The sequence below is a fragment of the Neptunomonas antarctica genome, assembly GCF_001305295.1.
Lineage (GTDB): Bacteria > Pseudomonadota > Gammaproteobacteria > Pseudomonadales > Balneatricaceae > Neptunomonas > Neptunomonas antarctica.
In genome coordinates this window covers 163,062-174,781 of record NZ_LJSI01000053.1, presented here as the reverse complement: position 1 = coordinate 174,781, position 11,720 = coordinate 163,062, and the positions used below count along the sequence as shown (strand labels likewise).

At 44.6% G+C, this 11,720-nt stretch carries 10 protein-coding genes; 5 read left to right on the top strand and 5 right to left on the bottom strand.

Features of this window, described 5'->3' with window-relative positions:
• Positions 1-46: 46 nt before the first annotated feature.
• Positions 47-355 (bottom strand): accessory factor UbiK family protein, encoded by a 309-nt coding sequence (locus Nant_RS15585; protein WP_076495889.1) that lies wholly within the window; start codon positions 353-355, stop codon positions 47-49.
• A 331-nt stretch (positions 356-686) separates the two neighbouring features.
• On the opposite strand from Nant_RS15585, the gene glnK (Nant_RS15580) reads away from it, so the two are divergent.
• The 4 genes from glnK (Nant_RS15580) (at position 687) to Nant_RS15565 (ending at position 5,150) form a co-directional block, all read left to right on the top strand.
• Positions 687-1,025, top strand: a complete 339-nt coding sequence (glnK, locus tag Nant_RS15580) for a P-II family nitrogen regulator (protein ID WP_054342578.1) — start codon at positions 687-689, stop codon at positions 1,023-1,025.
• 38 nt (positions 1,026-1,063) lie between these two features.
• A complete protein-coding gene (locus Nant_RS15575; RefSeq protein WP_420798935.1) occupies positions 1,064-2,338 on the top strand; it encodes an ammonium transporter in 1,275 nt (424 codons plus the stop codon).
• Between the two features lie 165 nt (positions 2,339-2,503).
• On the top strand, positions 2,504-2,842 hold the full coding sequence (gene glnK / locus Nant_RS15570) for a P-II family nitrogen regulator (RefSeq protein ID WP_028468507.1): 339 nt from the start codon (positions 2,504-2,506) through the stop codon (positions 2,840-2,842).
• Positions 2,843-3,050: 208 nt separating this feature from the next.
• Complete coding sequence (locus Nant_RS15565) at positions 3,051-5,150, top strand: sensor domain-containing protein (RefSeq protein ID WP_054342577.1); 2,100 nt, start codon at positions 3,051-3,053, stop codon at positions 5,148-5,150.
• Positions 5,151-5,166: 16 nt separating this feature from the next.
• On the opposite strand, the gene Nant_RS15560 is transcribed toward Nant_RS15565, so the two are convergent.
• The gene (locus Nant_RS15560) at positions 5,167-6,495 is read right to left on the bottom strand and encodes a sensor histidine kinase (RefSeq protein WP_054342576.1); all 1,329 of its coding nucleotides are present in this window, start codon (positions 6,493-6,495) and stop codon (positions 5,167-5,169) included.
• Positions 6,492-7,193 (bottom strand): response regulator transcription factor, encoded by a 702-nt coding sequence (locus tag Nant_RS15555; protein ID WP_054342575.1) that lies wholly within the window; start codon positions 7,191-7,193, stop codon positions 6,492-6,494. The genes Nant_RS15560 and Nant_RS15555 overlap by 4 nt, the downstream gene beginning before the upstream one ends.
• A gap of 160 nt (positions 7,194-7,353) precedes the next feature.
• Between Nant_RS15555 and Nant_RS15550 the strand changes: the two genes are divergently transcribed.
• Positions 7,354-7,911 carry a Spy/CpxP family protein refolding chaperone gene (locus Nant_RS15550; RefSeq protein WP_054342574.1) on the top strand — a complete coding sequence of 186 codons (558 nt, stop codon included), beginning with the start codon at positions 7,354-7,356 and terminating at the stop codon, positions 7,909-7,911.
• A gap of 130 nt (positions 7,912-8,041) precedes the next feature.
• On the opposite strand, the gene Nant_RS15545 is transcribed toward Nant_RS15550, so the two are convergent.
• Positions 8,042-9,463: a solute carrier family 23 protein gene (locus Nant_RS15545; RefSeq protein ID WP_054342573.1), complete on the bottom strand. Its 1,422-nt coding sequence runs from the start codon at positions 9,461-9,463 to the stop codon at positions 8,042-8,044.
• A gap of 330 nt (positions 9,464-9,793) precedes the next feature.
• Entirely contained in the window at positions 9,794-11,674 is a 1,881-nt protein-coding gene (locus tag Nant_RS15540; RefSeq protein WP_054342572.1) for a methyl-accepting chemotaxis protein, read from the bottom strand.
• Between the last annotated feature and the right edge of the window lie 46 nt (positions 11,675-11,720).

Here is an 11,720-nt window from a genome sequence, read left to right as displayed (position 1 = left end):
AGAAACCACTTTTACACTGTGGAGTACAGTGACACATCTGGTGTTCTTAATTAGCCTCTTTAACATCATCTTTGGCGATATCTTTATCAGTCTCGCTGATGGTGCCTGTCTGCGTATTTAAATGGCTTTCCAGATCAGCTAAAACTTTTTCCATCTGCTCCACTTTCTCACGAGTACGGGCTAATACAGCCGATTGCGCATCAAATTCATCACGCGTAACCAGATCCATTTTGCTTAATGCCGATTGCAGAAAACTACGAATTTGCTGTTGCCCCGGCAATTCTGCACCGCTATTTAAGGTGTTAATCACTTGTGAAAATTGTGCAGACAGACCTTCAAGAATCTTATCGTTCATGTTTAACGCTCTCATTTGTTCAAAAATATCTTCACTATAACGGCAGAATCCTTTTCCTTCTATTATTGCTTCATCACTTTTACCCTCCCTTACGTTTGCTCTCGCGAACCATAATGGTGCACGCACAAAAAAGAAGCAGATGCATTCTTATTTTTTTGCTAAAAAATCCCATAAAATCAAACAAAAACACATCAAAGCCAATCCAACTAATTGTTTTAATTATGTTTTGTAAAACAAGGCACAAGTTTCGCTAGAGATGCATTAACCGTTACGAGTCACCGGACCCGAAAGCGGCCGGTGAGTAAACCGTTAACTATTAAGGAGACACCCAATGAAACTAATTTCGGCGATTATCAAACCCTTTAAACTGGATGATGTACGTGAAGCACTATCCGAGATCGGTGTACAGGGTATCACCGTCACCGAAGTTAAAGGCTTCGGGCGTCAGAAAGGTCATACCGAACTTTATCGCGGTGCGGAATACGTTGTAGATTTTCTACCGAAAGTACGCATTGACGCCGCCGTATCTGATGATATGACCGACCAGGTTGTTGATGCTATCAGCCAGGCAGCGCAAACCGGAAAAATTGGTGACGGTAAGATTTTTGTCATGCCGCTGGAACAGGTTGTACGTATTCGTACGGGCGAGTCTGGCAACGACGCACTTTAAACCGAATTAAGTATCGAGCCTGACGGAGGGCAGATCTGATGGAAGAATTATTAAATACAACAGTGGGTGATTTAGCCCAACTGAGATACGCAGTAGATACGTTCTACTTCTTAATGTGCGGCGCACTGGTTATGTGGATGGCGGCAGGTTTTGCCATGCTGGAAGCCGGATTAGTACGCGCTAAAAACACCACCGAAATTTTGACTAAGAATATTGCCCTGTACTCCATTGCCTGCATAATGTACCTGCTGTGCGGTTATTTCATTATGTACAGTTCCGATGCTGGCGGTATTTTTCCAAATCTGGGTGCTCTGATTGGCGATGAAAACGGTGTGGATGCCGTACTCGCTGGCGGTGATGACGCGCCATACTACTCCTCACGTTCTGACTTCTTTTTCCAGGTCGTATTTGTAGCAACCGCTATGTCGATCGTATCAGGCGCCGTTGCTGAACGAATGAAGCTGTGGGCATTTTTAGCCTTTGCTGTAGTGATGACAGGTTTCATCTATCCTGTTGAAGGTTACTGGACATGGGGTGGCGGTTTCCTGAGTGAAGCGGGTTTCTCTGACTTTGCAGGTTCGGGTATTGTCCATTTGGCGGGTGCCTCTGCTGCCTTAGCAGGTGTACTGGTATTGGGCGCACGTAAAGGTAAATATGGCAAGAATGGTTCAATCAACGCCATTCCTGGTGCCAATCTTCCATTAGCTACACTGGGTACTTTTATACTGTGGCTGGGTTGGTTCGGTTTCAACGGTGGGTCTGAGCTTAAGCTGTCTGATGTTGGCGAAGCCAATGCCGTTGCTCAGGTTTTCGTTAATACCAACGCTGCTGCCGCAGGCGGTTGTATCGCGGCACTGATTTTTGCTCGCTTACTGTTCAAAAAAGCAGATTTAACCATGGCACTGAACGGCGCGTTAGCTGGTTTGGTTGCTATCACTGCCGATCCATTATCTCCTACAGCCGTCTCTTCTACCGTGATTGGTGCAGTAGGTGGTTTGCTGGTAGTCGCCTCTATCCTGACCTTAGATAAAATGCGTATTGATGACCCTGTTGGTGCGATTTCTGTTCATGGTATCGCCGGTATTTGGGGTCTATTAGCAGTGCCGCTGAATAACGCTGATGCGAACTTCGGTTCACAGCTACTGGGTATCGTTGTTATCTTCGGCTGGGTATTCCTTGCCAGCTTAGTGGTATGGCTTGTTTTGAAAGCTGTCATGGGCATTCGCATCAGCGAAGAAGAAGAATATGAAGGCGCCGATATTGCTGAATGTGGTATGGAAGCGTACCCGGAATTCAAATCATCAGGTAAATGATTAGATTTCAGATCAGTTAGTTAGAATGTAAAAGGGTGCTTCGGCACCCTTTTTGTATTTGGACCAAGACAATGCGCAATCAAATAAATATGCGTATACTGAGGCCATCTTATCTATATATGCTCGGCAGTCGACATTAAGAATCGACACTCAAAGGAGACATCTATGAAACTTGTCAGTGCAGTAATCAAGCCTTTTAAATTGGATGACGTGCGTGAAGCACTGTCTGATATTGGTATTCAAGGTGTGACGGTTACTGAAGTAAAAGGTTTTGGCCGTCAAAAAGGTCATACCGAACTGTATCGCGGTGCAGAGTATGTTGTTGATTTCCTACCTAAAGTAAAAATTGAAGTCGCCATCGACGATGATATGCTTGATCAGGTTATTGAAGCGATCAGCAAAACTGCAAATACTGGCAAAATTGGTGACGGTAAGATTTTTGTAATGCCGCTGGAACAGGTCATTCGTATTCGCACAGGCGAAAGCGGTCCTGACGCACTATAATAGTCACACAGTGATCCAGGCATTAACCAATAAAGCACCTCATTAGGTGCTTTATTAATATCTAAGCAAAAAGAGTTACTTTATAGCGACACTTATATTGATGTGTACCATCGTATATGTGAGGATGCTCTCTATAATTTTTTTTATAGCTTCATATATTGTGAGCTTATGGGCTATTTACGGACTACTTATGAGCCAACGGAATGGTATGTCTACTACTAAACTGCAACAAATTACTGAAGTTTACCGTCCGTTCAGCGATGCTAAAATTGGTGTTGCCTGTATCAAAGAAGACGGAACATGCTTATTTGCCAACGATACGTTCACTCATATTCTTGGCTACGGCACCAACGAGTTGCAGGGACAATCGTTTTTATTGCTTTTCGAACAAAAACGCCATAAACAGACTTCGGCACGCTTAGCGACCCTGTTTAAGGGCAAGATTAATAGTTATAAATTAAAACTCAATTTGCTCAAAAAAAACATGTCGGTTTTTAGCGCCTCGGTTTGCGTCTCGACTATTCAAGATGAGGCTAACGTTGCTATTGCCGCCATCGTTATTATCTCTGGTATCAGCGCGGATGCTGATCAGTTACTTGAAGTTAAAAAGCTCTCTTATGCTGTCGAATACAGTGGCAGTGCCGTCATGATCACTGATGCTAATGGTTGTATTGAATACGCAAACGCCCGGTTCACTGATATGACCGGCTACCCTCTCAATGAACTACTGGGTAATACGCCGGCACTGCTTCGTTCAGACCAGACACATGCCAACATTTATCGGGATCTATGGAATAACGTTCTTGCCAATAAACAATGGCGCGGCACCTTAGTTAACCGCAGAAAAGACGGATCATTGTATTGGTCCTACCAATCGATCGCACCTATTATTGATCAGAGCGGCACATTAGTCAGCATTGTTTCTGTTAGTGAAGATATTACAAGAATCAAAGAACACGAAAAGCAGATGGAGCAGCTGGCATTTTTTGATCCTCTCACTGCGCTGGGAAACCGTCGTAAGTTTCGTGATGCGCTGAACCAGATCATTGCCACACCTGATACTTTTAACAGAGCCTTATTATTGCTGGATCTGGATCATTTCAAACAGGTCAATGATACGCTGGGGCATGATACAGGGGATCAACTATTAATCGCCATCGCAAACCGTTTGCGCTTTTGTACAAATGAAAATTATACCGCGTTCCGGCTAGGTGGAGATGAATTTACTGTATTAGTACACAGGGCAGATAATCTGAACACCATAGAACAACTGGCGCTCGAGATTATCGAACTACTTGCCCAACCCATACAGATTGACTCGCATGAGATCCTTATCACAGTGAGTCTGGGCATTACTCTCATACATGCGGATGGCGACGAAGCCGGTGATCTACTTAAAAATGCTGACCTGGCCATGTATGAAGCTAAACGTCTGGGACGGAATACCTTTGCTTTTTTCAAGCCCCACATGGATTTCGAATTCAAACGGGCACTCTCTCTTGAGATGAACCTCCGCCATGCGATTGATCATGAAGAACTATCACTGGTATTCCAGCCATTAATTGATTTACGTACAGGCAAAATCACAGGCCTTGAAGCACTAAGCCGTTGGCATCATTCCATTGAGGGTGATATTCCCGTCGCTGACTTCATCCAAAAAGCAGAAGATACCGGACTCATCATTCCGTTAGGGAACTGGGTATTAAAAAAAGCCATGGAAGTCGTGTTACAACTGCATCTTGCCGGTTATCCAGAACTAATGCTTTCAATCAACATTTCCACCCGACAGCTTTTAAACCATTCTTTAATCACGACCTTGAATGAAGTATTAACCGAAACCGGGTTTTCACCTGATCAATTGACACTGGAAATCACCGGAGAGCTATCACTCAGTAGTATAGACTCGGTACTGGACACCCTGAAACAGATTAAAAGTCTGGGTGTTACGCTGGCCATAGATGATTTTGGCACAGGTGGTATTTCTCTTAATAACCTCCGGCAGATGCCCATTGATATTTTGAAAATTGATACAAGTTTCATTCAGGGACTACCTAATGAACATGATAGTACGATCATTACATCAACGGTGATCGCCATGGCTGAAAAGCTGGGATTAAGGCCTCACGCAGAAGGCATCGAAACCCAGGAACAGCAGCAATTTTTACTCACTAATCATTGTTTTTCAGGGCAAGGGTATCTCTATAGTGCACCGCTCTCTGTGGAACAATTACTCTGTACACTCGAAGAAAACACGGGATTATTTATCGATCATTCGTTATCTGAATCCGACGTCAGACAAATACAATAATCCCGCTATTACGACATCAAGCTGTCGAAACAGGCAGTTCGATGATGACAACAAAGCCATTGCCCGACATGTTTTCAGCTCGAATAGTACCGTGCTGGCGCTCTACTGCACGCTTAGCAATACTTAAGCCTAAACCGAACCCCTTGGCGTGCCCGTTATGACGGTAAAAGGGTTCAAAAAGAGAGCCTAATGCCTCCTCACTGACACCCTGGCCATGATCTCTGATGCTTATTCTCACATGCTTTTGATCGGGCAACATCAAGGAGACATCAACCGCACACTCTGCATCTGTATGCTTAAGAATATTTCCGAGAATATTACTCAGCGCACGCGTAAAAAGCTCTGGATTACCTTTACATAAAGCCGCTGTTTTCAGCGCGTTCTGCACAGTAATACGTCTATCGGGCTGCGAAAACCTCAGGTCATCCAACTCTTGTTCCAACACACTCGCCACATCAAACAGGCTGTCTTGTGCCTCCACATTATCCAGTCGGGCCAGTGACAGCATTTCGTCAATAAGCCGACTCAAACGCTCACACTCGAGGTTCATACGCTGCGTAATTTTACTCTCGCGTCCCAGCTGCTGTTCAGCTAACCCAGTAGCCGCCTGCAATCGTGCCAATGGCGCACGCAGCTCGTGTGATACGTCTTGCAGTAATCGCTGCTGCCCTTGTAAAGTCCGGTCGACATACAATGCCATTTGCTGGAATTCACGTGCTAAAGCCCCAATTTCATCACCTCGTTTAAGTAATCCGGGTTCAATTTTAAGATCCAACTGCCCTCCATGAAATTGCTCCACGTATTCTCTAAGACGATTGACAGGTCGCACCACAATAATAGATAACAAGAGGCTGGCTAAGGTTGATGTGATCAGTATCAATACCGCCTGAACCGAAAATAGAAATGCCTGTAATCTCGCAAAATGGTCAATAGCAGGATCCATAATCACTTTAACGACGTAGTCTTTTCCTGACGAAGACTCGAGATCAAACGTGAGCAGGCGATCAGACTCTTGCTCTGGCTGCTGGCCAAAGATCAAAACCCCTTCGGCATCATAAACCCTCACAGGAAGTTTCCTTGGAGGTCTGTTCAATGAATGATGATCGTCATTATCGTGCTTTTCTGATCGATGCTTTCGAGGCGTATACGGCAAACGAACATTGCCTGCTTCATAGCGCACAATTATTTTTTGCGCCTGCTCACGCGCCCGGTATTCAAATACACCATGCACACTCTCCCGCTCGGCCATCTCCCCAACGACGACGACCGTGACTAAAATCACACTAAAGCTGGACAACCAAAAGGCCAGAAATATTTTCCAGAACAACCGTTTAAAACGTTTCATCCGTTATCTCTCATAAACAGATAACCTTCTCCACGTATCGTTTTAATCAACTCTTGTTGCCCTATATGCGGAACCAATTTTTGCCTTACACGGCTCACATGTACATCAATCGCTCGATCATATGCCGTTAATGAGCGATGTAACACAGTTTCAGTTAATTTGGATTTACTAAGGATTTCACCGGGGTGCTGCATAAACTGATACAGGACGTTGAATTCTGCACTGGTCAGATCAATAGAATGCGCACCAAAATAAACCTCGCGTGTCGAAGGATCAAGCGCGATACCCCAACATTTTAAAGACTGAACAGTACCTGATTCCGGACGTTGCTGCGCGCGTCGTAAAACTGCCCGAATACGGGCTAATAACTCCCGAGGGTTGCAAGGTTTTGCAAGATAATCATCTGCGCCCATTTCAAGCCCCAGAATACGATCAATATCACCCCCCCGACCCGTGAGCATAATCACAGGCAATTGAAGGCCAGGCCGTAACTGCTGCAATAACTCCAACCCAGACATCTCTGGCATCATAATATCGAAAACAGCCAGGTCGAAAAGCTCGTCACTCTGCAAACGTACTAATGCCGCTCTAGCACTATTTTCGACACTGACTTTTACACCTTCAGCTTCCAAATAGTCAGATAACAACTCGGTTAACTCCTGATCATCATCGACCAACAAGATATGATTTTCATTCATGCTCTGCACCCAACATTATCAACACTTATATCAATACCTATAGTGTAGCGTTGATAAACACGGCCCGATAAGTCTTTACCTAACTTTACACCGGCGCAACCCAACTTTGCGGTGACAAAGTGCAGAATAGCTTCATCAACTCAAACACCGGAGAGACACCATGAAAAAGTTAACTATTGCACTGATCACTGCTCCCATCCTACTCGCTGGTGCAGCGGCATTTGCTGGCATGCAACATCACGAAGGTTACGACAAATGCGATCGCGGCGAAGGCAAAGGCCATGAATCCCGCATGGACAAAGAAGATAGAGAAGACCGCGCAGAACGTATGGTCGAGCGTATGTCAAAACGACTGGAGCTGAGTGACGAACAACAAGTATCAATGAAAAAATTGTTTGATGAGCAGAACGCACAACATCAGACAATGCGAACTGAGATGCAGAGCTTCCATCAAGCAATGCGCAACCTTGATCCCGCTGCAGCAGATTATGATAAAAATCTGGCAGAAACAAAACGTATAGCGGCAGATCTGGCCATCAACAAAGTGGATCAGAAAGTCAGCATGAAAGCTGAGTTGAGTAAGATTCTAACCGCAGAGCAGCTCAGCAAGTTTGAAGATATGCGCGAACGTCATGGTGAAGGTCATGGCCATAAAGGCGATAACGACCATAGAGGCGACAAAGGCGACCGTAAAGATAAGGGCGATAACGCGGAATAAAGGTAACAATAAACCACAGCCTGAAAACGACTACTGCCACACAACGAAAAAGGCCTGGAAAATTCCAGGCCTTTTTACGATCAACTTATTTCAGAGCGGCACAGTTAAGAACAACACACCCTGCCAGGGGTCAGACTTTTACTTCCGCTTTTTTATCTACCAGAACTACGGGTTCTTCAGGATCTGCAAAGATAATTTCATCGGCAGGGTCATGCTTACCCATCAAACGTGGACGTTCAATCAAGAAGTAAAGCACTAGCCCGATAACCACAGCAAATACCGTTGATTTAGGGTCAGGCATTGCCAGCGTTACCGCAACGATACCCGCCACACCACGCTCAGCGGAGTTCTTCAGCTGCTCCATACCTACCATGATGCAGATATAAGCCGTCAGCACTAACGTGAGTGACAATGCGATAGGCAAAACAGGCTTAAATAGTGTCACCAGCGGTAACAAGAACAGTGCGACTAAACCGGTAATCCAGAAGGTACCACCACCACTATAGATAGAGTCCATCGACTTACGACCCATAGCATAACGCTCGGCAACGGTAGCATGCGCGGCAGTCCACAGAGGGCCGGCCAAACCAGGCCACGGAGCAAGAAACGCATGTATACCGTTACGCAAAGCAGTAACCAGGTGAACCCGGTCTACGTTAGTTTCAATTTTTTCATCGTCACGTAAGTGATCAATACGCTCAACCAGTGTAAAACCAACAATGATGTCACCAAAAGCAATAACATAAGCGATGATTGCCGTTGGTACAGCCAACAAATAAACATCCCATTCAGGAAAGCCTGTGGAAAAGACCAGATAATCCCACATCAGTGAAAAGTTTGGATTAGTAATGCCCCATTCAATCTCTGGCATTGGGTACTCACCCACACCCCAGCCAATAACCATGGCAATCAACATGCCCGGCACCATGCCGAAGTTAGCAATCTTTTTAGCCAGTGGATTGCTGTCCACTACATTTTTAAATGATAGTGAGAACAGAATATAAGCAGAGATGATGGAGCCAAAGAGCAGTGAATACGGCGTTGCATCAATACGTCCGCCCACTTTCAACTCACCCATCAGTGCCGCGATACCCGCACCAATAATAATGCCTGACTTCAACGAGTTAGGAATAACCTCGACCAGTTTAGAACCCCAGCCGGTAACCCCAAGAATCAGAAAGATTAATGTCACTTCAATCTGTAGCGCAAACAACGCTTTAATAGCTTCTGGCCCAGGCTCAAAGCCATTCAGGTAAAGCAGTACAACCGGTATCGCTGCCGTAATCCAACCGGGCACCAAAGGTACACCGAGCAACGCAGGCAAAATATAACCTACACCTGCTACAAACGTGAATGCTAAGGCGGCTTCATACGGCATGCCTAAGTACTTTTCTAGTAGTGGGATCATTGCCAACCCCACCACGAACATCACTAACCCCTGAATAACCTCAGGCATTTCAATGCGGTAATGAACAACCGGTAAACGAATTTTAAAAGGTCCAAAACCCCAATATGGGTGTTCTTCGCCATGAGGTCTTTGTATTAGCGCCATACACTTCACCTAGCAAGATTTGGGCTCATCACTCCCAAACAACTCCTACTAGTTATTCCGGATGACATAGAGCTGTGAAAACCTCGCTACGTTATTCTTTTGCGGTGCAACAATCGATACTTCATCAGGGTACTTTAGTATCGAATTTAGACTAAAGAATTACGGGTATAACCCTATTTATAAGAAAATAACCTAAAAGTATTACATGTAAATACATTATTTATAATGGAATATACTTATTCTATTAAATAATACCAGCTCTTGTTTAACGCGCATCTGAGCAAAAAAAAGCCCGCTGAGCGGGCTTTTAAAACTAGACGTTAATCACACTCAGACTTTAAATTTCCCTAATTCAACATCCTGTCTAGTGGTTAAATCAACCATAGAAACACACAGCTGCTCCTGACTTTTCGCTCCGTTTGATACCGACTGGCTGATATCACGGATATTCGAGGTATTGCGGTTTATTTCCTCTGCCGTCGCACTCTGTTCTTCTGCCGCCGTTGCGATCTGAACAATCATCTGATTAATCTCGATGATACTGTCACGAATCGTAATTAAGACTTCATCAGCTTCGCTGGACGCTGTCTGAGTATCGCTGGCTTTTTGGCGACTGTTCATGATGATTTTCTCAGCATTGCGTACACCTAATTGCAGCTGATGGATCATCTTTTTAATCTCTTCTGTTGATTGCTGGGTGCGTGAGGCCAATGCCCGCACTTCATCAGCCACTACAGCAAAACCACGCCCTTTATCACCTGCACGCGCCGCCTCAATGGCCGCATTCAAGGCCAGTAGATTGGTTTGATCAGCGATACCGGTAATCACCGTTAAAATAGACTCGATATTGTCGCTATATCCAGCCAACTCATTAATAGTGTGCACGACTTCATCCATTTCGCTTGTCAGCGAAGCAATCTCGCGCGTAGTTTTTGAAACAACAGCAACACCCTTAGAGGCTGCCACATCAGCCATATGAGCAGAATCGGCTGCTCTTTGTGCATTAGATGCTACATCTTGAGCAGTAGCAGACATTTCATGCATCGCCGTGGCGAGCTGATCCAATTCGAATAACTGGGTTTCAAGCTTCACAGCAGCTTCGGATGCAGACTCTGCTGTCAAATCAGTATCCGACTGAATATCCCGAGACATCTCTTTTACGCGTATTATTAAGCTTTGCAAATAATCAATAAACTGATTGAAATCAGTCGAAACCTGACCAAATTCATCGGTACTGTTAACCGCCAAACGTTTAGTCAGATCTCCCTCACCCCGATTAATTTCTTGCAGCGACTCACGCAATTTTTGTAACGGTAAAAGCTGGCGCGAGACCGTAAAGTAAAGCGCTAACGAACACAGCAATGCACTGGCAAGGGTTCCAATTAACGCAGTCCAGCCAAATTGGTTGGCTTTAGCCATAACTTTGCTCTTATCTAACACCACCCCAATATACCATTCACTACCATACAAACCTTTCAGCTCATGAAAAGCGGTAAAGACTGTTTTTCCATCTATCTCAGTTTCTTGCAGTGTCTCGGATAACACAGGAGTCGCTTGCCCGAACAACTTAGCGATCGACTCACCGTTTAGTGATTCATTAGGATGGCTAATAATATTACCTTCGCTATTGAGCAAAAAGGCATAACCTGTTTTATGAAAATTAAGCGTATTCACTGCATCAGAGACAGTTTTTAAACTCAAATCACCGCCAAAGGCGCCTTTAAATACACCTTTATCATAAAAATTAGCGACGGCTGAAATCAGAATTTCTTTAGTAGCGGCATCAGCATAAGGATCGGTCAACACCGCCCGCTTATGATTTTTTGCGTAGGGATACCACGGACGTTTTCTGGCATCCCAATTCTCTGGATTCCATGAAGGGTCATTTGTAATACGCTGTCCATCGATATCCAGCCCGCCGAAAATCAAAATGAATTCCTTTTTCAATAGCGGTGTATCAAACGTCTGCTGGATCGTTGAACTGTTCAAATTCTCGTTCATTATTTCAGACATCATATCAATCAGAACTAACTTACCATTCAGCCAGTTCGTGACCTGCAAACCTAACGCCCCTGTAGCTTCATGTGTGCTTTGCTCTGTTTTTTCATACAAAGCATCGCGTACGGTGTTGTACTGTATCCATGAGAAAAGCGCGAAGGCTATCAATACTATAGACGAAGCCAGCAATGCTACTTTATGGGAAACTTTCATTTATATGATCTCTATAATGTCTACTAATATTTTTATGACTTAATAA